We start from the raw sequence: 22859 nt of genomic DNA on the forward strand, positions 1-22859 counted from the left end.
AAAAAAATTAGTAATTTTACTAATTTTTTTTGCTATGTTTATGCAGTAATTTTCTCTTTTTTTATATACTCTTTTATCATTGGATAAACAATAGATATAATTGTTATGGTTATTAAACAAATTGCTAAAGTTGATCCGTAAAATATGTTCATACTTCCATTTGCAATCTTAATCGCTTGTCTAAAGGATTGTTCCATTGTCCCACCAACAATTGCCGCTAAAATCATAGGTGCTGTAGGTATTTTTAGATTCGTCATAAAATATCCTAATATCCCAAATAAGATGAGTAAATAAAAATCTATCACACTATTCGAAATAGCGTAAGTTCCTACAAATGCTAGTGCAAGAACGATTGGATACAATATCTTAGGCGGAATAGATAAAACACGAACCAAAATTCCTGCCAAAGGAATATTGATCACTGCTAAAATAATATTTCCAATAAACATACTCGCAATCAATCCCCAAGCAATATCTGGGTTCTGTGTAAATAATAAGGGGCCTGGTTGAATCCCTAACATAAGTAAGGCACCCATCATTACTGCAGTTGTTCCAGATCCCGGAATCCCCAAAGTCAACATAGGAATCAAAGCACCTACTGAAGCTGCATTGTTCGCAGACTCGGGCGCAGCTAATCCTTCAATTGCACCTTCTCCAAATTCTTCTGGATTTTTAGACATTTGTTTTTCATTATTGTATGCCATTAAAGATGCCATTGTTCCACCTGCACCTGGTAACGCACCAATAATAAATCCAAGGGGTGCACTTCTTAGAATAGGCCATTTACTTTTTTTCCATTCTTCTTTAGTAATCCAAATTTTTCCGAATTTTGTTTGTGCTTTTTTCGTTCCTTCATTAATCACTTTATAACTTTTAAATACCTCACCGAGTGCATAAATACCAATGATTACTATTAAAAAGTCTATTCCTGTTTGTAATTCTAATACGCCAAATGTAAATCTTTCAATTCCTGATTGCGCATCGATCCCTACTGTTCCAATCATCAGCCCAAGAATCATAGAAATAAATCCTTTTAACACATTATTTTTTGACATCGATGCAGTCATAGATAAAGCTGCAACCATCAACAAGAAATACTCTGCTGGGCCAAATTTCAATGCGAATCTTGCTACAGGTGTAGCTAGTGCAACCATGAAAACTGCTGCAATTGTTCCACCAATAAATGATGCAATTGCAGAAATAGCCAAAGCAGATTCTGCTTTTCCTTTCATTGCCATTGGATATCCGTCAAATGTTGCAGCAAGTGCTGCACCATCTCCTGGTGTGTTAATTAATATCGAACTTCTTGAACCACCAAACATAGCTCCATAATATACACCCGTCATTGTAATAAGTGCTGCTGTTGGTCCCATGCTAAAAGTAATTGGCAGTAATACCGCAACACCCGTTGCGGGTCCTAATCCAGGTAACATTCCAACGATTGTCCCTAAAATACCTCCAATCGTAACCATTAATAGATGATATGGCTGTAGTGCGACCATAAATCCATTCAATAAATTTGCAATTACGTCCATGCTTTCCCCTCCATGCAATATTTAGATATATAAATAAGGTATTTGTGGCAAGTATATGCCTAACAATTTTGAAAAAATTATATAAATACCAATACTAAAGAAAAGAGATACGATGGTATTTATTTTCCATTTTTCCTTGCCATTAATAATGACTAATATAATTTGTAAAAATACAAAGGTTGAAATCACATAGCCTAAATGATCAAATACAGCTGCATATAAAACACATAGTACACTTGTTTGCATAATCATTTTCCAGTTTAATCGATCATTATCACTTGCTTCCTTTTTTAAACTTTCAAAAGATGCAATCGATTGCTTTATATCACTTTTAATAATAAGAATAATGCCTAGCATTACTAAAACACTCGCAAGTATCAATGGATAAATACGAGGGGCATTAGGATTACCAATAGCTGCTTTCGGAAGCATATAAGCACTCAATCCATAAATCAGAGCAATCATCAAAGTAATGATCCCTGTTAATCCATTAAAATCTAATTTTTTCTTAACTTTCTCCATTTTCACCTCTCCTTTTTTTTAATAAAAGGATTCGTGTTCAAACACGAACCCTTTTGTCAAATTATTTTTTAGCCATACCAATTTCTTCTAGTATTCCTTTATATTGATCATTTGCAGTTCCAAGGAAGTTTTCAAATTCTTCTTGATCCAAATAAGCCTTATCCCATCCATTTTTCTTACAAGCTTCATCCCACTCTTTTGTTTCTACCATTTTTGCTAAAGTTTCTCTCCAATATTTTACAGCATGGTCAGGCATTTCTGGTGCTGCAAATAATCCTCTCCAGTTTTCAAACGTTACATCAATTCCTTGCTCTTTCACTGTTGGAATTTCTGCAAGAACACCTTGACCCACATGTTTATCTGCTGTTTGTGCTAATGCTTTTAATTCTCCACTTGCAAGCAATTGCTCTACATCACCCAAACCCGTTGATAATAAATCAACATGTCCTCCTAATATCTGTGCAGTTGCTGTACCATCTTGGAAACTGATATAATCAATATCCTTAATATTTTCTACCCCAGCAGCTTTTGCTACCATTAAGAATTGAATATGATCCATACTTCCAGCGGATGAATTTCCACCGATTTTAACACTCTTAGGGTCTGTCTTTAATGCTTCCATTACTTCACTTATTGAAGTGTATTTGGAATCTTTTGGTACTACGAAAACTCCATAATCTGTAATCAATCTAGCCAGTGGTGTTGTATCCTTATAACTTAACTCTGTAGAACCATTTAAATTGATTAATAATAGTGGTGGTGAATAAACAGAAATTAAACTATCTGAGCCTTTCTTCGTCTGCATATACGCAAGATTTATTCCACCGCCACCACCAGATTTGTTTGTGATCGGCATAGGTACAGATACTAAATTTGTATCTTTAAGTATCTTAGCAGTTGTACGAATCGTTAAATCCCAGCCACCTCCAGCACCTCCTGGTGCGATAAATTCCATTGCTTTTTTAGGATATTTCTCTGTAGGCTCTTCCTTTGCAGTTTGTGTATCTTTGCTACCACACCCTGTTAATAAGCCTGCGCCCACTAAACTTACTGCCAAGCCTAGTGCAATGATTTTCTTTTTTATTGCCATTTTATTTCCTCCTTTTTCTTTTTTATAAAATATGTCTTGGCTATTTTTTCAATAAACGTTAGCATTTCATCCACAGAATGTGCTCTCGTTCTTGAACATACCCAGACATACTCATTACATAGAAAACATTTTCTTTGATCTTTTCCTATTTTTTCTCTACTAACTGCATTGCCTAAAGAATCTATCACATCAAAATCGTATATTCTTCCTAACACATCTGTTTCCTCAATCTCTATACAAATCTCTTTCATCTTTACAGCTTCTGTATCTACTATGATAAATGCTTCTGATCCGGTAGATTTATTACATATTTCTTCAAATATAATCTTTATTTTTTGTTGATCTAGGAAAGCTTTCAAGACATTCAATCCATTATTAAAGATTTTTCTATATAACTTTCCATCTTTCTCAGATCCCGGAATATTTAATTTCAATGCAACCAACGTCTTTTCATATTTTTTTATAAGCTTCTTTTGATAATAAAATCGTCTTTCTCTTGCCTTAAGAATTTCCTCTATATTTTTATTCTCATTCATAAGGCATCTCCTTATTTTACTTGCTTAATCACATCAATAATGCTACCATCACGATATTCTACAATCCCAACAATCTTTTCTAAATATGCTATAGGTTTTGCTTTTCCCACGATCTTTTGTGCCTTCTCTTTTAGTTCTTCAATTGTAAAGATCGGCAAATCCGTATTTTTAAATATTTCCAATAAATCTGTTCTTTTTGGATTGATAGCAATTCCTCGATCCGTCACTACTACATCCACTGTTTCTCCAGGTGTAATCACTGTATTTACACCATCTACAACTGTTGGAATTCTTCCTCTAATAAGAGGTGCCACAATAATTGATAATTTTGAAGCTGCTGCTGTATCTGAATGTCCTCCCGATGCACCTCGGATAACACCATCAGAACCTGTTATTACATTTACATTAAAATCTACATCTATCTCTAATGCACTTAATATAACAATATCTAATTGGTTCGCAACACATCCTTTATTATGAGGATTTGCATAAAGAGATGCATCAATTTCATGGTGATTTGGATTTTTCATAATAGATTCACATGCAACTAAATCAAAACTTTGTACATCAAATAAGTGTTCAATTAATCCTTCTTCATGCATCTGAACCATCGGTTTTGTGATGCCCCCTAATGCAAATCTCGCTTTAATATTTTTACTTTTCATTTCTGCTTTGATAAATCTTGTTACAGCTAAAGATGCTCCTCCTGAACCCGTTTGAAATGAAAATCCTTCTTTAAAATAGGGGGAATTTACAATCAATTTGCTAGCATATTGTGCGATTAATAATTCTTTTGGGTTCTTTGTAAAACGCGTTGCCCCTGAAGCAATGCCACTTGGATCTCCCACAGCATCCACCTTTATAACATAATCTACATCTGTTTGTGAAATGCTCGCTGGGTAATTCGGATAAGCTACTAAATCATCTGTAATCAATACTACTTGATCAGCATAAGCTGCATCAACTTTTGCATAACCTAGCGAACCACAAATCGTATTCGCTCCTTTTCCACTAGCGTTTCCATATTCATCACATGAAGGCACTCCTAAAAATGCAACATCAATTTTTATTTCACCTGCTTCAATGGCTCTTGCTCTTCCCCCATGAGAACGAATCACAATGGGTTTTTCCATTAATCCATTAGAAATTGCCTCCGCTAATCTACCTCTTATACCACTTGTATGAATTCCTGTAATCACGCCATTTTTTATATGCTCTACTAATGATTCATGAATATTTGAAAGAGAACTTGGCACAATCGTAATATCTTTTATCCCCATTTGTGCAATTTTCTCTACGATACTATTGAGAATATAATCTCCATCTCTAAAATGATGGTGAAAAGAAATGGTCATACCCGTTTTTAATCCAGCTTTTTGAATCAATTCTTCTATACTATTTACTAGCTTATTTTCACTAGGCTTTACTTGCTTTAATAAAGGGGCTATTTTTCTACCAGTAGGCTCTTTCTCAAAAGGCGTAGCATAATTAATTACCGTATCATACCAAACAATATTCTCTGGAATTTCTCGTTCAATTGCATTCTTCATTTTACTCGCCCTCCTTTATAAGCCCTGACATTTTTGCTAGTTCTAATACGCGTTCTGCCCTTTCTACAATTGGCTTATCAATCATTTTTCCATTTAAAGATATAACCCCTGCGCCTTTTTCATTCGCTTCTTTAATAGCTTTCATTACTTTTTTTGCATGATCAATTTCCTTCTCAGTAGGCGCATATATTTCATGCACTGGCCCGATTTGTCTTGGATTGATAATTGATTTACCATCAAATCCAAGCTGTTTTATAAGCTTAACTTCTTCACGGAAGCCTTCTTCATTATCCACATCAGAATAAACTGTATCTAGTGCATAAATTCCTGCTGCACGCGCGGCTGTTAATATTTGACTTCTTGCCAATAATAATTCTATTCCTCCTGGACTTCTCTTTGTTTTCATATTTGTAACATAATCTTCTGCGCCTAGCGCAATGCCCATTAATCTTTTACTCGCGGTAGCAATTTCTACCGCATTGATTACCCCTAAAGGGCTTTCAATCGCACCCATCATTTTTGTCGATCCAATTTCTTTTTCGATTTTTTTTTCTACTTCTTCTATAATCTTTTCTACTTCAGTCACGTCTTGTGCGGTTTCTGTCTTAGGTAGACGAATCACATCCACCCCAGCACGCACCATCGCTTCTATATCTGCACGTCCATAAGGTGAATCTAAGCCATTGATTCTTACGACAATTTCCATTCCTTCATAATCCATTGACTTCACTGCATTATATACGAGTAATCTTGCACAATCTTTTTCTGAAAGAGCGATAGAATCTTCTAAATCAAACATTAATGAATCTGCACCATAAATATGTGCATCTGTTAACATACCAGGGTTATTACCAGGAACATACATCATCGTTCTTCTTAGTTTTTGCATCTATAATAACCCCCAATCTAATTCATTTTCTTTCAATATGCTACGCATAACAGCACTTTGTACACGTGCACGAATGGTACAGTCTAATGCGCCGCGATCCATCGCGCGAACAACAACATTGATTATATCCATTTCCTTTAATGTCTTTAAAATCACTCCCTCGATTTGCTCTCCAAATTGTTTTTCAACCGTACTATTAAGAAAAATTTTAATTCCTGCTTCTTCATTTTTCTCTATTATCACATGAATATCGCTAGATTCCATTGTTCCAGCCATTCCAGTTTTGATAATTTCCACATAAATCACCTCTTTATCAGTGTCTTTTCTTGCATTTTTGTATTTTATGAATAATTTTTTTCCCCTCTTCTGAAGCTAAAAAAGTATATGTAGCCTCAGGAACAAAAGAGTTTATCTTTTCAATATTCCCCGTTGCTATAAAATCTCTCACTTTCGATGCACTAATGGTCCCATCTTCTATTGCTTTTCTTGCGATTTCTTTTACATCAATCCCATATTGTGGTAATATCATTTTCATGACTTGGTTGTATTGATGCGTCGTTTCACAATAAGGTTCTTCTCCAACATATCTTTGATGTATCCCTAGACTTGGTCCAATATACTTTGCAAATATTTTTAGATCTAGTGTTGCATGTATTTTAACGATTTCACTTTTTTCTTTTATGAAATAAGAGGGAAATGTAGCATTTGAGATAATATAATCTCCGCCTTCATGCAGTGTAATATTTTTTATATGTTTTGTTCCTTCTGTTATCAATTGCTTGCGCACACTATAAGGAAAACTAGAAATATCAGAAGATACCATAAAAACATGTACATGGTCACTTTCTTTTGATGCCCTTTCAATTAAATAAAGATGACCATTCGTAAACGGATTAGCATTCATAACAATCGCACTTATTTTATCTCCTGATACTTCATGCTTTGATAACCGATCTAAATAACTTTTGATCCCATCCATTTTATTTTCCATTAAAATCACTTTTTCATTTACTTCTTCAATCTTATGAAATCCCATAAATTGAAAACTTTTTTGTGCTGTTGGTTTTGTATATACAAACAAATGACTTCTTTCTCTCATGTATTGCATACGGACTAACGTATCCATTAATAGATTCAATACACTTGTTCCTTGATAATCTTGATCTATAGCGATACATCTTAAAGTGTTTCCCTTAATAGACCCGGTTGCAATCAAATTTTCTCCATCATACACGCCCACACTATCCTCTAGTCCTATATCAAGAGTGAGATCATTTTTTTCTAATAGATCTAGTACTTGTTTTTTTGTCTTTTTTTCATCCATATAAATTTTTTCAACTGTAAAATCTTTTGTAACTGTAAAGCCTTCATATATCATATTTATTTCTCCTTATTAAAAACAAAAATCAAAAAAGGTCAACATATAAAATTCAAAAATTTTATATGTTGACCTTTGAAAGCATAATCATTCATTATCTCTCGCCTTGTCAAACAATAGGATTCAATTGTATTAAAACACTCGTCATATTTCCAACAGCCTTATCTTATTGATAGTCTACACCATGTATCTATCACAAGCTTAAGTTTTTTGTATTGGAAACGTTTTCTAACTAGATTATACTACACCTTTTTTTTAAATACAATACTTTTTTATCAAATTTCTATAAATTATATTTGTTCCACTAAATATAACATAATGGTAATCGCCAACAAATCAGCTGCACCACCAGGACTTACCCAATGATTTATGCACCATTTATCGAATTCCTCAATATTTTCTAATCCGTTTTTAGAAAAAACTCCCCCTTGTTCAAAAACTATTTTTGCACGTGCTTGTACTTTTTGTAGCATGTCTAAATCGTGTCTTCCGAGAATATTAGAATCTTCAGTATGTACCATTAAACATAACAACACCTGTATCAATCGCTCATTAAAGGTTCCTTTTTTAGATTTCATTAATCCTTTTAGTAAAGGTAGTCCATAGGTGCAAACCGTTTGAAATCCAGAAGCTACTTCTCCTCTTATACCGGTTATTCCATGTTTTACATATAATTGTTCACCATAAGTCAATGCTTTACCAAAATCTTTTTTCTTTAATTCCTGATCTACTAAGTCCTTAGTCATAAGTTTTACTTGATTGCAAATATCATAAGCTAACCAACGATCTCTCTTTTTCTCTTGATAAAGAGATCCTATCGCAGCTGCTATAATTCCCAATGAAAAAATGAGACCTTTATGGGTATTAACTCCGTTCGTCACAGCAAACATTTTTTCTTCGCCGCTCCTACCTATAGGACGAATAGCATGAAGTAATTCTTTTAGATCTCCCTTATATGCTATTCCCGTCAATGTAGCATCATAAAAGATCTGTCCTAACACAATACTACTGTCAATAAATGTAAAAAAATCCATATCCCTATGCGCACCATTATTTTTCCGATCTACAAGGCCTGGTTTTGGTGTAGTAGATACTTCATATAAAAGGGCGCGAACAGCAATCGACTCTATGTCCCTTGCAAATTTTTCTTGATCTTTCATGTAATCTCTCCTAATTTTCACAGATTTCAAACTACAAATTTTCTTTTATCATATATGATTATTTAAAATTTTTCAATAATGCTTCTTAGAGATCAAAAAATATTGCTCGTAAATTAGAAATACTATTTTGTAAAAAATATTGAAATAGCGCATTAAGTAGTTATAATAGTAAATAAGAGAAATGTTGTTTGGATTTTCAAATTTTCTATAAAAAATATAATTGAAATAGAGGGATATTTTATGTTATTACTAACAAAACAAGATATAAAAAAAGTATTCACGATGAGAGATGCGATCAAAGCAAATAAAGCAGCCTTTAAACTTTACACTGATAAGAAAAGAATCGTCCCTCTAAGGACGAATATCTGTTTTACTAGATAATAGCGGTCTTTTTTTATCTTCAAGTATTCTTTCAATTTATTTCACGATCCTTGAATATTGTCCCTTCGTAATGAAATAGAATATGCTATACACAATAGCATATATGCCATACATCACAGCTGAACATAAAAGCACGGTAGAATAAGAGTTTTCATCTGCTATCATATTGGAAAAAACCAAGGTGTCTGCTGACTTCATCGCAAAAATACTGTGAACGATTCCGACTAGCAATGGTATCAAAAACACTGGAATCAATCGCTTAGCAATCACTCTTTTCTCCATATAATCATCCATACCAATTTTTCTTAACATTCTATATTGATGTCTTTCTTCCTCTGCCGCCATGATCTGCTTAAAGTACAGCAAGCTAGCAGTCATCAGTATAAATACGCCCCCCATAAAGAAGCCGATAAAGCACACCAACCCAAAGGTTTGTAAAGATTCATCATAAAGCGTATATGCCGTCCTAAAACTGCCTGTATTACCAGATAATATTTGGGTTAATTCACGGTTTAGCTCTGGTGAACTCAAAGGTTGTTGATATTTAAATACCGTTACCTTGTCATATGGTGCTCCACCCTCATTTGTATCGGTTATATCTCCACTATTTAAAAGTATATCAAAATCAGCATCATTGATTACAATTGTATGAATTGCACCAAAGGATAAAATACCTGCTCTTATTGTTGCTGTAACTTTCAAGGCTTCATCTGTAAAAGTAAGCGCCTGACCCGTTATTGCATCTGCTATATTATCAATCATAAACGGATAAACATAGATTGCCTCACCAGATTTTATGCTAACAGTTTTGTAATCACATCTGGTTATAGACATAAGCTTATTATATATAGATTCAGAATATACTCTGAAATAATCGTCCTTACTTATATTGAAGGATGAATTCTTAATCCTAAGAACATCTGCACTAGGTGAACATGTATATCTTTGAGCGGTAAACTCCTCAATAATTTCATTTCCATGTGCTTCAAAAGCAGCTTCTACATCACCCAACAATTCTTCCTGTCCACCATAGAAATACATATCATACCCTAATTGTTCATATGTATTATTTTCAATATTATTGTATAGAGTATATCCTGTAGCAATAGCCGTTGTAGCAACTGCAGATAGAACAGCTATTGTGGCCATAACCATAGCTATAGACTTCACCCTATGGTAAAAAGCAGATACAGATATTAAATTAACGCCTCTGTAATAGTTGCTCTTTTTACTTTTTATCAAATTTAATACCTTTGGCAGTCCACCCCAAAAGAATAAATATGTTCCTGTAACAACCAGAAAAAGAACAGGAATAGCTGCATTTACAACGATTCTAACATTAGAACTTGACGCTAAATAATAACCTGCTCCGATTAGTATAAGGGATAAAATCAAGACGATTACTGAGCCCTTTGATCTACCCTCAGATACTTTATGGGCCTTGAACAAATCAACCAGTTCAAATTTATTAATAACTCTTAGTCCCGATAAACCCATCACGCAAAATATGGACATAAATATGATAGTTGTAATATAAGCAGCTTTAGGCGCTATTGTAAATTCTATTTTACCTGTAAAGGATGCCAAAGAAATATCTAGTAAAATCATTGCCATCAGCTTAGAAAAAAATATCCCTACGCCAATCCCAATAATCAGGGCTATAGTACCTACAATTATAGTTTCAAGAAATATCAGTCTACCAATTCTACCATTTGTCATTCCAAATAATGCATAGGTTGATATTTCCCTTTTTCTTGCCTTAATAAAACTGTTATTGGAGCTTATCAAAAAAAACATCACAAATACTATTATGATAATACCAAAGCTTTTAAGTAATGCTTTGTATCTGTCATCGTATGTAAATGCCATTAGTACATATTTGTTCTGCATCAATGCAAAGAAGGTATATGCGGTAAACACGCTAAAACTTAATGAAAAAAAATACATTGCATATTTTTTAAAGTTTCTTTTTATATTGGATAGGGCTAATGTGGTTAGCTTCATTTTTATTCCCCCCCAAGGATGCTCATAACATCAATGATGGCGTCAAAAAATTCTTTCTTATTATTTCCTGCATATAGTTCATTGTATATCTCTCCGTCACGGATAAACATTATTTTCTTACAATATCTAGCAGCAAAAACATCGTGGGTTACCATAAGTATTGTGGCTTTGTATTCCCCATTGATATATGATAATAATTCGAGTAAATCCTTCCCAGATTTTGAGTCTAGGTTACCTGTGGGTTCATCTGCAAGTATAATTTTAGGATTCGTTATGAGCGCACGACAAGCAGCAGCTCGTTGCTGTTCTCCTCCCGATACTTCATATGGATATTTCTCTAGTACTTTAGTAATACCCATATTTTTAGTAATTTCCATTAGCTTTTCTTCCATAGCATTCGGCTTATAACCTGATAATGCTAGGGGCAATATTATATTCTCCTTTAAAGTCATTGTTTCAAGTAAATTGTAATCCTGAAAAATGAATCCAATATTATCTATTCTATGCTTAGCGAGCTGTTTCTTATTGAAGGTTGTAATATCCGTATCTCCCATGAAGAATCTACCCGTTGTAGGTTTATCAATACTACCTAATATGTTAAGCAGTGTTGTTTTTCCAGAACCGGATGCCCCCATCACACCTATGAATTCCCCTTCCTTCACCTCAAAGCTTATACTCTTTAGCGCCATATACTGCTTAGCACTTTTCTTCGTTCCATATACTTTGCTAATATTTTCTGCTTTTAATATCTGCATTCTATTTCACCTCCATATGATTTACCAAGTGGTATAAGTAAATCATATCCTATAAGGAATTTTAGTAAAATCGAATCATCTTACATTACAGGTATTTAATCTTACATTTTCGTCACACTATAAATGGTATCATGATGTACAAATGTCAAATTAAATTGCGCATACTTCCCATATTCCGATTCTACGGTCAATTTATGCCCAAGCATATCACTAAGTTTTTTTGAAAGATACATCCCGTAGCCCGTTGCCTTCATTCCATTTCTATCCTCCGATGAGGTATAACCTTTGTTAAATATCTGTGAAATATCTTTAGATAAAATTCCTTTTCCACTATTTCTTATTTGTATGGTAGTTTCGTTGCTCTTCTTATTCGTGTTTATGGTAATGTAGCCATTAACTGGCGTATGCTTCACTGCATTTGAAAGAATTTGGGAAATAATATATCCGCTCCATTTTCCATCAGTCAATACTTTGTAATGATTATCTGAAATCGATATATTGATCTTTCTATAACTAAAAAAATTAGAGTATCCCTTTAGCGCATCTCCAATTAATTTCTTTGTATCCACTTCTGAAATCTTGTAATCATTATGGAACGTATTCGATTTAATATGATAAAAAATCCTTTGTATACACTGCTCTATAGCTACTATTTCTGTATCCATCCTACGATAGAATTTCTGCCCCAGATCATTATCATGACTTTCTAAAATGAGTCGCATGGCGGAGATCGGTACTTTTATATCATGTATCCATTTTGTGATAAATTCCAACTCCTCTGAGGATTTTGTACGCATATCTACTTTAAATTTTTCATATTCTTTCACGATATTCTGGACAACTTTACCGTATTCTCTATCCATAGGGTATGTAAATGCGTCCAATTCTTCATCAGACAAAACACTATTCCTGCAATAGCTTTTAAATTTCTTTACCCTTGAATTATAAATAGTATAGTCAATTAAAACAAAAATAACAAATAATAGTGCTAGCCCTACAGCGATGTAGGTTGCATTTGATTGAGTCATAGTAAACTTTTTATCCAATTTATACACAGTAACCGCAAATATAATACTTGATGTAATAAAAGTATATGCCACCCATTTTTCTTTTAGATAATTGATCATGCTCATACCAGTTTATACCCTTCTCCTTTTATTGTCTCTATGTAGTCAGAGCACACTAATTTCTTTAGTTTTCTGCGTAAGCGATTCACATTTACGGTTAAAGTGTTATCATCAACAAAGCTTTCATCGTCCCATAGCGCCTTTATGAGCCGTGGACGAGTAATAATTTTGTTAGAATTTCTAATGAGCAAAGATAGTATCTTGCATTCATTGTGGGTTAGTCTTATTTCATCTTCCCCGCAAAATACACGGGCATCCTCTATGTTTAGTATAATATCTTTGTGTTGTAATACATTTAATGTCTGGTCACTATATGAATAGGCCCTTCGTAATATCGCTTGAATCTTTACAATAAGTATATCAAGCGAAAATGGCTTTTCTATATAATCATCTCCACCTTGTGTTATTGCACGTATCTTATCCCCTTCCGTATCCCTTGATGATATAAAAACAATGGGTACATTTGAAATTTGCCTTATCCTAGCACACCAATAGAACCCATCATAGTATGGTAGATTTATATCCATTAACACAAGGTGTGGTTCAAAGGATGTATACGCTACCAGAACATTATTAAAGTCTGAAATAATAGAAGCATCATATCCCCATTTATTTAGTTTGTCGCTTATGATTGAGGATATAATATTATCATCCTCAACAATTAATATTTTGTACACAATTCATCACTCCCAGATATAATAGCTTCCATCTATTTTGTTATTTTATACCATATACATCTTAATATAATTCTTTTATTTTGAAAAGCCTATTGACTGTTTTTACTTCATTTAATTTATAAAATCCTCATTAGCAAAACATGCTAACGAGGATTTTATTTTAATCTTCTATTTCAACATATATTCTTTTATTGACCTTTCCTTTGCTTTTATACTTTATAATATTGATCTTTCCAACCTCACGTGTATTCTTTACATGGGTTCCTCCATCTGCTTGGAGATCTAAGCCTTCAATTTCTACTGTACGAATTTCCTCAATTCCTTCTGGCAGAAGGTTTATTTTAGTCCTTATCAAATCAGGAATTTGAAATGCTTCTTCTCTTTTCAGTATATTTACTTTTACATTCCTTTTGTTTTCAACTTCCTGATTCACCTTTTCTTCTATTTCTTTGATTAAATCCTTTTCTAAGTTTTCAAATTCAAAGTCCATTCTGCCTTGGAGTGGTTCCATGTTTCCTCCTGTTACCTGTGCTTTATAGTCTCTCCATACAATGCCACATAGAATATGCATTGCCGTATGAGTTCTCATAAGTTTATATCGATATTCCCAGTCAATCTGGCCTTTACATCTAGTATTTAATTTGGGTAATGATCCTTCAATGCAATGATAAATTTTTTCTCCATTTTTCTTTACTTTTTCAACTGTATAAGTTTCACCCTCTACTATAAGAACCCCTTTATCACAAAGTTGTCCTCCACCACCTGGGTAAAATGCTGTTCTATCAAGAACTACAGCATTTTCACCCTCATCAATTTCAACAATGTTACAATCAAACTCCTTTTCATAACTATCCTTTTGAAATATTAATTCGCTCATTGTCATTCCTCCTCTATATTATTTAAACTTTTTAAATTCTTTTTCTGTAAAACCAAAATATTCTTTTCGAATATTGTCTAGACAATATTCATACGCTTTTCTTTCAGCCTTCTCTAATTGCTCTGAATATAGATTTACCATTAAATCATGGGCAATATAATCTTCACTCATTTCCACAAAGCCAGTATCCTTCGTCCATGTGACTTGACTTTCTTTACCTCTTGAGATGATTCCCGATACTACATGAATCCCATCAATGATAATGGTCATATATCGCTCACTTTTTTCAGATAAGTACCTTTCTATTCTTCTATGGGTAATGATCTCTTTATAAGGATTGTTTTTCCCCAAGTATATACCTCTTAACGCAACACCTCTACTTATGGCATTATTTAACCCCTTTGAAATATCTTCTATTTCTTCTTCCCATATGGAAACGGCAATTCTTTTTTTTGCATCCGAAATCAATGTGTTTACAAACTCGATAATTTGAGTTCTTCCTTTAATGACAATCAATTTATTATCGATTTGTTGCTCCTCATAGACTTTCTTTGTATACGCATCCACATGATTTAATATACTTTCGAAACTATTCTTGAGTTTATTGATTAACAATTTGGGATCAAGTGGATAATAAAAGGTATTTTTCTCTTCTATTTGCTCAAATACAATCTGCTTGTTTTTCAAGCTATCTAGCACCTCATAGATTCTTGATCTTGGAATGCCTGAGTTTTTACTCAAAGCATACCCATTCACAGGATATGCTTCTAAAAGTTTTAAATATGCCTTCACTTCATATTCACTTAATCCTAATTTTTTCATATCCTCAATAATCAATAACTGATTGTGCATATTATTTCACCTCTGATTTTCAAATTATAGAACAAATCCATTTTTCATCAAAAGCATCGTAAAAGTTACAAGTATTGCGCCTAATACAGGTATTATTATGCCACCCTTGTACCATCCATAAAGCCAACCTTAAAACCATATTCCCTTTTACAATCTTTATTCATTTGCACACCTCCCTAGTTGTTTAATATCATTTGTACAATTAGTAACTACTTAAATAACCACTATTTTTAGTGATTATTATAGTAGTTACTATCTAAAAAGTCAATAGATTTTTATATTTCTAAAAAATAAACAATAAAAAAAACCACCACAATCCCATTATTGAATGTAGCGGTTTTAATTTGTTATTGTATAGTACTATATTCTAACAATTTATAGATGCACTTTCCTTCAAAATCACGCCTTGACACAACAGCTTTTATCTGATGACCCATACTAATTTCATCTGGATATTTTTTTATTTCTTCTTTTAATTTTACTGGCGTAGTGTCATAACCTAATAACTCTGTATATACTTCATAAAAATAAACTGAATATGTATCATCTTTATTATCATACATTTCAGAAACCACTGCCATGGGAAGTATCTCTCCATCCGCTAATTGAATAATATAATTATTGCCATCAAAACCATATTGCTCTGTTTTTTCATGTTTTACAGATAAGTCAAAATATTTTTTCACACTTTTCTCTACATGCGATTTATCTAAATATCCATTATACTCTTTTTCTTTTATCTCTAGCGCCTTCTCTTTATCAGAATCATTACACCCAAATAAAGAGAATACCATCAATCCTATTAGTAAAAAAACTAATATTTTTTTCATCATCTCTACATACCTAATTTCTATAACTTTTTTAGAACGATTCATAATGTAACCTATCTATTGTCTAATTTTTTATTTATTTCATGCATAGTTTTTTCTATTCTATCTATTTTTTGTTCTTTTTCTTTCATGTGCTTTGGTAACTTCACCAATAAATAAAATACAAAAAAGATAATCCCAATAATAAGTGCTGTATTCATAATTTGAAATGTTATTGTCCAGCTTAATTCTAACACACCTACTTGCATCCCAAGCCCTTCTTTCTTCTATTTATTTAATTGTAACATATATTTCCAATTAAAGATACAATTAACCTGCTTCTGAGGTACATACTATATATTGTTTTTCACTTCTCCATTCATTAAAAATTTCGTATTCCATTCCTTTGATAATGTATTTAAAATATTTATAATCTCTTCTTTTTCTTTTCCTTGAGCAGGCGTAGGTTGCCCATTTCTTATAAAAATAGGGGTTACACGCGTCTTCACAATTCCCCTTTTATTCATCTCTATATGAAAAATCATTGTTTGATTACTTCTTTTTCCTCTCGCATTAAAAACGAAATTGCCTAAACTATATATAATGGGCTTGTTTTTATAAAATTCCACCCCTTGCAGTACATGTGGATGATGTCCCATAATACAATCTGCGCCACCATCTACTAGCTTTTTCGCAAATTTTATATCTTTCTCTTCTGGATAATCTTCTAATTCTTTTCCCCAATGAACCGATACTATAAGAAAGTCCACATCTTTCTTTGTTTCTTCAATTAATTTTAAAACATTATCTGTATAATAATCATATGCACTCAAAACCCCTGCTCTTTTATCCGTTACATACCAGTTTATATCAGGAATCACTCTTGAAAATGCTAAAAATCCAATTTTCATATCTTCCTTTTCCCATATGACAGGTTTTTGTGCATCTTTAATATTTCTTCCTCCACCAGAATATGGAATTTCCATTTTTTCAAGATTTTTTAAAGTTTCAATAAATCCTTCCTGTCCATAATCTAAAATATGATTATTGGCAATGCCTACACCCCTTATCCCTGCATTTATGACTCCTTTTAATGTTTCTGGCTTAGATTGGAAAGTATACGTTTTACCAGCAATCGGCTTCCCTCCAACGCCAATAGATGTCTCTAGGTTTATAAATGCGAAATCACTTTTGGTAAGTATAGGTGATACATGTTCCCACGGGTGTTCCACACCATTGATTTCAATTAGCTTTCCTATACTTCTATCTAGTAAAACATCTCCCATTAAGGATATTACTGTATTTTGATCTATTCCTTTATCTATAGCTGCTTCTTTATCTATATCTATTTCTTTATCTAGGTCTTTATTTATTTCTTCTTTCCCTATATTTATATCTTTATCCTCTTCTAAAAAAGCATACCGACTTCCTATGGACATCATAACCACTATCCATATCAACAATAATATTTTCTTTCTCATATTCTCAATTCTCCTATTTTGGATATTCTTATTTGAAAATCATCAAAATCAAAAAACTTTGTCCTATAAGATCATTGTTTTTTAGCCGTAATCTTAAAAAAAAGAATGGCATAGACACCATTCTTTTTGTTATTTGTAAACTATTTTAATACTTCAACCATGTGTCCATTCTTAAGACCTGCAGCATTTCCTTCTTCAATGTCTACATGCATTTCAAGAGCATATGTCGGATGCACTCTCACTAATACATTTTCAAATATTAATCCTCTTTTTCCTTCAATTTTTACCTTTACAAGATCTTTATCTACTACACCAAATGTCTCTGCATCTGAAGTATGCATATGAATATGTCTCGCAGCAGCAATAATCCCTTCTTCAATGGTTACTTCGCCTTTTGGTCCAACAATTTTTGCTCCCGGACTACCTGCTAAATCTCCAGAATCTTTTACAGGTGGTTTTACCCCTAATACAAATCCATCTGCAAAAGAAATTTCAATTTGCGTTTTCCCTCTTGCTGGACCTAAAACTCTTACCCCTTTTAGGGTTCCTTTTGGTCCAACGATATCCACTTTTTCCTCACATGCGAATTGTCCAGGTTGTCCTAATTCCTTCATGTTTGTTAAAACATGTCCCTCTCCAAATAGAATCTCAATATGTTCTTGGCTTAAGTGAAGATGCTTATTGGATAAACCAACAGGTACTAAATTATTTGACATAAAAAACACTCCTTAATTTATATAGTTATGGTAATTTTAGAAAGTATATTATGTATACAAAATACCCATACTTTATTATGATATAACTAGATCCAAAAAAAATCAATAAAAAATTAAGATTTTCACAAAATTTCATTAAAAATTTGTTAATGCACCTGCCATTTTTAATGCTCTTTCAAGAATATCTACTCGATTGCCCACAAATAGTTTATCTGTATGATCTACGAGAAGGTTATAATTATATTGCGTATTTATGGCCTTAAAAAACAAATCCATCACTCGCGTAGCACCTATAAAATTATTTTCTTTTTGATCTCCCCCTGCGGTGCAAATAAACATTCCATTTCTCTTTTTATATCGATCAATAGAGGGCTTATTTAAAACATATTTACTAGACCAAAACATTTGACATCTATCAATCATCGTCTTTGTAATACTCGTTACGGAGTTGAAATATAGCGGTGATGCTACAACAACAATATCCGCTTGATCAAATTTTCCATACATTTTATACATATCATCATTCATAAAGCAACTACCTTCTTTAGAACAAACATTACAGGCAATACAATGCGCAATATTGGCTTTGCTAAGTTCAATTTTTTCAACTTCTACTTGATTTTGTTCTAATCCTTGAATCACACTATTTAAAAGAATATCTGTATTCATTTTTTCCCTAGGACTTCCTAAAATAGCTAATGCTTTCAATCAAATGCCCTCCTCTAAAAACAAATATTCGCTATTCGTATATATTATATGGAAAAAGTAATGATAAAACAATACCTATAGCATAATTTAAATGTTGTTTTATTGTGTCTTTTGAATTTATTTCCATGTTTTAAAATATATTCTATTTTTTACTATAAATTATGTATTTTTGGGCAATAATACTGTTAAGTTTGTTTATAGAGGAGGTTTAACAGTGAAAATCTGTAGTTTACCAAATCATACAAGAATAGAATTGCAAAAACATTTGAAAAAAAATATAAGAAAATATTATAAAGGATTAAAAAACGGTTCCCTAAAATACGATTTTTTTGTTGAAACAATTCTCTCAAAAGATCCCAAACCCAACTGGCTAAAAGAAAATCTTTCCCTAATGCATGACTCAGAATTTAAAAATCATTTGATTACATATATTCAAACTGAGATTGTAAGATACACTCAATTAGAACATAAAAATGGTTATCACACCTCTATAAATACGAGTATTTCATCTGAAAATATCCAAAATAAAACCCCTGATATAATTCCTATGACTATAAAAGAAAGACAATGCTTCAAGAAAATGTTAGCTACTCAAGGTTATTCTTTGTGCATTCCAGCTAAATTTTTGACTTGTACTGAATCAAATTATTTGAAAGCGTATATTTTAAATGGCACCCCAATTCCATTTGAATGGGAAAAAGTACTCAATTATATACAAAAAAGTACTTGTTAATTATACTTTTTATAATGAATGGAAAAGAACCACTTATTCATTTTAGTGGTTCTTTTCCGTCAACTTAAGCCATTGCTCTTTCTAGCTTATCTAGATGTTGAATTGGAAACATCCTTAATAATTCTTTAAATTGGTCAACACTTAATCCTTGCGTATTTGTATATATTTTTATTTGTTCATCAAGACTTGCATTTTTGAATCTTTGTTTAATTTCTTGAAAGTTTGCCATTTGTTCCATGCTATCACTCCTATATAATATGACTAGACTTCTATATTAGTATAGGGAGTAAATTTTTTTTTATTCTTTCATACACTTTATTTTTCATAAACCGCTCTTTTTAAAGTTGCTACATATGGTAAATTTCTATATTTCTCAGCGTAATCAATGCCGTACCCTATTATAAATTCATCAGGTATATCATATCCTTTATAATCTACTTTTAATTCAACTTTTCTTCTCTCAGGCTTATCTAATAAAGTACAGATTTTTAGACTTTTAGGGTTTCTAGATAATAAATTTTCGCACAAATAATGTAATGTAAGTCCTGTATCTATAATATCCTCTATAATAATTACATGTTTATCTTCTATGCTATTGTCTAAATCTTTTAAAATTTTTACAACCCCTGAACTAGTTGTAGATGAACCATAGCTTGATACTGCCATGAAATCAATTGTAATAGGCATATCTATTTTTCGCATTAAATCACTCATGAAAATATTTGCGCCCTTAAGCACACCTATTAATACCAATTCTTTTCCTTTATATTCTTTCGTAATTTGATTTCCTAATGCAATTACTTTTTCTTCTATTTCTTTTTCAGAAAATAAAATTCGTGCTACGTCTTGCTTCAATTCCTTCACCCTTTCTTTTTTGATAAAGTTATTATAACATAATTCTCATAACCATATATTTTTTTTGAAATTTATACATTATCGTTCGTGTTTATGTGTAATCATTTTAGTTTATTCATCATCCATTTTGTATTTTATATCTTCAATAATTTTATCTTCTTCAAAGACAACTTGATCTTTTTTTATATATCGATCTAGTTCATCTGATATTTTCGAAACGATATATAATATCAATACAGCATCGTCTATAAAACCAAACCCTAAAACAATTTCAGGAACAAGGTCAATAGGACTAATAAAATAGATCAGCCCACTAATTACCATTATTTTCTTATAAAAAGCAACATTGGGATCTTTGATTAGTTTATGTATAACACTTATTCTTTTAAACAACTTTATAATCGTTTTTAAAAAATTCATATTTCTATGTACATTTCTAACCACATCCTTCATCCTCCCTCAGTTTTAAAATATTCGTCATCCTAATATTTTTATTATACTATACTTTTTACCCAAAAGAAAAAGACAAAGAAAAATTCTTTGTCTATTTACCATTTGCAGGTTCTGCTTTTACTTTTTTTCCTTTAATTCTAACTTTACTCATTCGCTCTATCAATTTTTCAGCACTATCTATTGGCACTTCAACAAAAGTATATTTGTCAAACATATCAATCGTTCCTACACTACTACCTGGGATCTTCCCTTCATTGGCAATGGCACCTAATATGTCTCCTGTTTTTGCGCGATCTCTTTTTCCTATATTTAAGAAAAGTCTTGCCATTCCTGATTCTGAAGCACCTGTATTTTCAAGAGAATCTTTCGCTGTTTCTTCCATATCTATGCGGTTTCTTTCTGTCACTATTTTCGCTAAAGCCGCTGCAATATCAATCGAACTATATTCCTCTGTTAAATGTTCAACCATTGAGATATAAGGTGCTAAATGCCCTTCTTCAATCGCTGTGATAATTCGATTTGAAAATAGTTCTCTTTGTCTCTCTGCTAAATCATTTAAAGTAGGTACTTTTTTTCTTTTTATTTTTGCTTTTGTAAATCTTTCAATGGTCTTTAATAAACCCAATTGCTTTCCTGTCACAAAAGTATACGCTACTCCTGTTTTTCCAGCTCTTCCTGTTCTTCCTATACGATGTACATAATATTCTAGGTCCTCTGGAATATCATAATTGATAACCATTTCTATATTTTCAACATCTATTCCTCTAGCAGCAACATCTGTAGCAATCAGTATTTCTATTGTTCCTTCTCTAAACTTTTTCATTACGCGATCTCTTTGCGTCTGCTTTAAGTCTCCATGAATTCCTTCAGCAAAGTAGCCTCTGCTTTGAAGACTTTCTACCAATTCATCCACACCTTTTTTTGTTCTGCAAAATATTACAGACAATTCTTCTTTTTCCATATCTAGTAATCTGCATAATACTTCTGACTTTTCACGTGCTTTCACTTCAAAATAATATTGTTCGATAAGTGGCACTGTGAGTTTTTCATGAACTACTTTTACCTTTTTAGGGTTTTTCTGATAATTTTTCGCTAATTTTTCAATTTCTCTGGGCATAGTAGCTGAAAAAAGTACAGTTTGTCTCTCATTTGGCGTTTCTTGTAATATACTTTCTATATCTTCTAAAAATCCCATATCTAACATTTGATCTGCTTCATCTAGCACAACTGTTTGGATATTTTCTAATTTTATGGTTCTTCTTCTTATATGATCTAGTAACCTTCCTGGTGTACCTGCAATAATTTGAACTCCAGACTTTAATGCCTTAATCTGACGCTCAATAGGTTGCCCTCCATAAACTGCTAGCGTTTTTACCCCTGATATGTACTTTGAAAATTTTGTTATTTCATCAGCTACCTGAATAGCGAGTTCTCTAGTAGGGGCAATAATTAATGCTTGCGGAGCCTTGCTATCTACTTTTATATTATGAATAATCGGCATGCCAAAAGCAGCTGTTTTACCCGTTCCTGTTTGTGCCTGTCCAATAATATCTTCGCCTTTTAGCATCTGTGGAATTGCTGATTTTTGAATAGGTGTTGGTTCTTCAAATCCCAAATCATCTATCGCTTTTATAATTTCTTTTCTTAAATTTAACTCTTTAAAAGATATATTCTCCATTATTGTTTTCATCTCTCCCTATTTTTTCATTCTTTTTCATTATAAAGGTATATGCTATCTTTTGCAAATCTTTTTATTTTAATTTTTAATAAA

Annotated in this window: 26 protein-coding genes; 2 read left to right on the top strand and 24 right to left on the bottom strand. The window is 32.3% G+C overall.

The window, feature by feature from the left end; all coding sequences use genetic code 11:
- Positions 1 to 38 precede the first annotated feature (38 nt).
- From EV214_RS01835 to citG, 9 genes are all read right to left on the bottom strand, one after another.
- A complete protein-coding gene (locus EV214_RS01835; RefSeq protein ID WP_132242122.1) occupies positions 39 to 1535 on the bottom strand; it encodes a tripartite tricarboxylate transporter permease in 1497 nt (498 codons plus the stop codon).
- A gap of 21 nt (positions 1536 to 1556) precedes the next feature.
- Positions 1557 to 2057, bottom strand: a complete 501-nt coding sequence (locus tag EV214_RS01840; RefSeq protein WP_132242124.1) for a tripartite tricarboxylate transporter TctB family protein — start codon at positions 2055 to 2057, stop codon at positions 1557 to 1559.
- 61 nt (positions 2058 to 2118) lie between these two features.
- A complete protein-coding gene (locus EV214_RS01845; protein ID WP_132242126.1) occupies positions 2119 to 3147 on the bottom strand; it encodes a tripartite tricarboxylate transporter substrate binding protein in 1029 nt (342 codons plus the stop codon).
- Positions 3138 to 3683, bottom strand: coding sequence for a citrate lyase holo-[acyl-carrier protein] synthase (gene citX, locus EV214_RS01850; RefSeq protein ID WP_132242128.1), 546 nt, complete (start codon positions 3681 to 3683; stop codon positions 3138 to 3140). The genes EV214_RS01845 and citX overlap by 10 nt, the downstream gene beginning before the upstream one ends.
- Before the next feature lie 11 nt (positions 3684 to 3694).
- Positions 3695 to 5233, bottom strand: a complete 1539-nt coding sequence (citF, locus tag EV214_RS01855) for a citrate lyase subunit alpha (protein ID WP_132242130.1) — start codon at positions 5231 to 5233, stop codon at positions 3695 to 3697.
- 1 nt (position 5234) lies between these two features.
- Positions 5235 to 6122: a citrate (pro-3S)-lyase subunit beta gene (gene citE / locus EV214_RS01860; RefSeq protein ID WP_132242132.1), complete on the bottom strand. Its 888-nt coding sequence runs from the start codon at positions 6120 to 6122 to the stop codon at positions 5235 to 5237.
- A complete protein-coding gene (gene citD / locus EV214_RS01865) occupies positions 6123 to 6419 on the bottom strand; it encodes a citrate lyase acyl carrier protein (RefSeq protein WP_132242134.1) in 297 nt (98 codons plus the stop codon). It abuts the gene before it with no gap.
- Between the two features lie 16 nt (positions 6420 to 6435).
- A complete protein-coding gene (gene citC / locus EV214_RS01870; protein ID WP_132242136.1) occupies positions 6436 to 7500 on the bottom strand; it encodes a [citrate (pro-3S)-lyase] ligase in 1065 nt (354 codons plus the stop codon).
- Between the two features lie 290 nt (positions 7501 to 7790).
- Complete coding sequence (gene citG, locus EV214_RS01875) at positions 7791 to 8660, bottom strand: triphosphoribosyl-dephospho-CoA synthase CitG (RefSeq protein ID WP_132242138.1); 870 nt, start codon at positions 8658 to 8660, stop codon at positions 7791 to 7793.
- Positions 8661 to 8900: 240 nt separating this feature from the next.
- On the opposite strand from citG, the gene EV214_RS01880 reads away from it, so the two are divergent.
- Positions 8901 to 9041: a hypothetical protein gene (locus tag EV214_RS01880; protein WP_330571235.1), complete on the top strand. Its 141-nt coding sequence runs from the start codon at positions 8901 to 8903 to the stop codon at positions 9039 to 9041.
- A 36-nt stretch (positions 9042 to 9077) separates the two neighbouring features.
- On the opposite strand, the gene EV214_RS01885 is transcribed toward EV214_RS01880, so the two are convergent.
- The 11 genes from EV214_RS01885 to EV214_RS01935 form a co-directional block, all read right to left on the bottom strand.
- Positions 9078 to 11045 carry an FtsX-like permease family protein gene (locus EV214_RS01885; protein WP_132242140.1) on the bottom strand — a complete coding sequence of 656 codons (1968 nt, stop codon included), beginning with the start codon at positions 11043 to 11045 and terminating at the stop codon, positions 9078 to 9080.
- Between the two features lie 2 nt (positions 11046 to 11047).
- Entirely contained in the window at positions 11048 to 11800 is a 753-nt protein-coding gene (locus EV214_RS01890; protein ID WP_132242142.1) for an ABC transporter ATP-binding protein, read from the bottom strand.
- A gap of 101 nt (positions 11801 to 11901) precedes the next feature.
- Entirely contained in the window at positions 11902 to 12933 is a 1032-nt protein-coding gene (locus tag EV214_RS01895) for a sensor histidine kinase (protein WP_132242144.1), read from the bottom strand.
- Entirely contained in the window at positions 12930 to 13604 is a 675-nt protein-coding gene (locus tag EV214_RS01900; RefSeq protein ID WP_132242146.1) for a response regulator transcription factor, read from the bottom strand. The genes EV214_RS01895 and EV214_RS01900 overlap by 4 nt, the downstream gene beginning before the upstream one ends.
- Before the next feature lie 160 nt (positions 13605 to 13764).
- Positions 13765 to 14481, bottom strand: a complete 717-nt coding sequence (locus EV214_RS01905; RefSeq protein WP_132242148.1) for an alanyl-tRNA editing protein — start codon at positions 14479 to 14481, stop codon at positions 13765 to 13767.
- A gap of 18 nt (positions 14482 to 14499) precedes the next feature.
- The gene (locus EV214_RS01910; protein WP_132242150.1) at positions 14500 to 15333 is read right to left on the bottom strand and encodes a TrmB family transcriptional regulator; all 834 of its coding nucleotides are present in this window, start codon (positions 15331 to 15333) and stop codon (positions 14500 to 14502) included.
- A 347-nt stretch (positions 15334 to 15680) separates the two neighbouring features.
- Positions 15681 to 16208 carry a hypothetical protein gene (locus tag EV214_RS01915; protein ID WP_132242152.1) on the bottom strand — a complete coding sequence of 176 codons (528 nt, stop codon included), beginning with the start codon at positions 16206 to 16208 and terminating at the stop codon, positions 15681 to 15683.
- A gap of 8 nt (positions 16209 to 16216) precedes the next feature.
- On the bottom strand, positions 16217 to 16411 hold the full coding sequence (locus EV214_RS01920) for a hypothetical protein (protein ID WP_132242154.1): 195 nt from the start codon (positions 16409 to 16411) through the stop codon (positions 16217 to 16219).
- A gap of 84 nt (positions 16412 to 16495) precedes the next feature.
- The gene (locus EV214_RS01925; protein WP_132242156.1) at positions 16496 to 17623 is read right to left on the bottom strand and encodes a CapA family protein; all 1128 of its coding nucleotides are present in this window, start codon (positions 17621 to 17623) and stop codon (positions 16496 to 16498) included.
- Positions 17624 to 17763: 140 nt separating this feature from the next.
- On the bottom strand, positions 17764 to 18339 hold the full coding sequence (pduL, locus tag EV214_RS01930; protein ID WP_132242158.1) for a phosphate propanoyltransferase: 576 nt from the start codon (positions 18337 to 18339) through the stop codon (positions 17764 to 17766).
- Positions 18340 to 18474: 135 nt separating this feature from the next.
- The gene (locus EV214_RS01935) at positions 18475 to 19047 is read right to left on the bottom strand and encodes a flavodoxin family protein (protein WP_132242160.1); all 573 of its coding nucleotides are present in this window, start codon (positions 19045 to 19047) and stop codon (positions 18475 to 18477) included.
- 214 nt (positions 19048 to 19261) lie between these two features.
- On the opposite strand from EV214_RS01935, the gene EV214_RS01940 reads away from it, so the two are divergent.
- Entirely contained in the window at positions 19262 to 19780 is a 519-nt protein-coding gene (locus EV214_RS01940) for a hypothetical protein (RefSeq protein ID WP_165916178.1), read from the top strand.
- Positions 19781 to 19844: 64 nt separating this feature from the next.
- Here the strand turns inward: EV214_RS01940 and EV214_RS18580 are convergent, their stop codons facing one another.
- From EV214_RS18580 to EV214_RS01955, 4 genes are all read right to left on the bottom strand, one after another.
- Complete coding sequence (locus tag EV214_RS18580; protein WP_165916175.1) at positions 19845 to 20018, bottom strand: hypothetical protein; 174 nt, start codon at positions 20016 to 20018, stop codon at positions 19845 to 19847.
- A 77-nt stretch (positions 20019 to 20095) separates the two neighbouring features.
- The gene (hpt, locus tag EV214_RS01945; protein WP_132242164.1) at positions 20096 to 20635 is read right to left on the bottom strand and encodes a hypoxanthine phosphoribosyltransferase; all 540 of its coding nucleotides are present in this window, start codon (positions 20633 to 20635) and stop codon (positions 20096 to 20098) included.
- A 111-nt stretch (positions 20636 to 20746) separates the two neighbouring features.
- On the bottom strand, positions 20747 to 21079 hold the full coding sequence (locus tag EV214_RS01950) for a YkvA family protein (protein ID WP_165916180.1): 333 nt from the start codon (positions 21077 to 21079) through the stop codon (positions 20747 to 20749).
- Positions 21080 to 21179: 100 nt separating this feature from the next.
- Positions 21180 to 22766: a DEAD/DEAH box helicase gene (locus EV214_RS01955; RefSeq protein WP_132242520.1), complete on the bottom strand. Its 1587-nt coding sequence runs from the start codon at positions 22764 to 22766 to the stop codon at positions 21180 to 21182.
- Between the last annotated feature and the right edge of the window lie 93 nt (positions 22767 to 22859).

This window comes from Marinisporobacter balticus (genome assembly GCF_004345705.1).
Lineage (GTDB): Bacteria > Bacillota > Clostridia > Peptostreptococcales > Thermotaleaceae > Marinisporobacter > Marinisporobacter balticus.